Annotated in this window: 1 pseudogene; it reads left to right on the top strand. The window is 45.4% G+C overall.

Annotation, left to right across the window (positions count from 1 at the left end):
• Positions 1-394, top strand: a pseudogene (locus tag C6366_RS21375) (acetolactate synthase large subunit); the annotation flags it as partial.

Raw genomic sequence — 394 nt, 5'->3', positions numbered from 1 at the left:
CTGCTAGGACTCTCTGCTTTACCAACTGATCATCCGCTCAATGTGGGTATGCTTGGTATGCATGGCAATTATGGGCCAAACATTAAAACAAATGAGGCTGACCTGATTATTGCCATCGGGATGCGTTTCGATGACAGGGTAACTGGAAATCTCAGCTCCTATGCCACAAATGCAAAAGTGATTCACCTCGAGATTGACGATGCTGAAATTAATAAGAATGTGCATGCCGATGTGCCGGTACTGGGAAATGTGAAGGACTCACTGCCTATGCTTACCGAAAAGGTTACTACCAACACGCACGATGAATGGCTTGAGCAGTTCAGAGCCTGTTACCGCATCGAGTATGACCGAATCATCAATAAGGAGTTGTATCCCATAAAAACAGGGCTCACAA

The sequence above is a fragment of the Desulfonatronum sp. SC1 genome (assembly GCF_003046795.1).
Lineage (GTDB): Bacteria > Desulfobacterota > Desulfovibrionia > Desulfovibrionales > Desulfonatronaceae > Desulfonatronum.
Note: the sequence above shows the minus strand (reverse complement) of the source record. Positions and strands in the feature narration are given on the sequence as shown.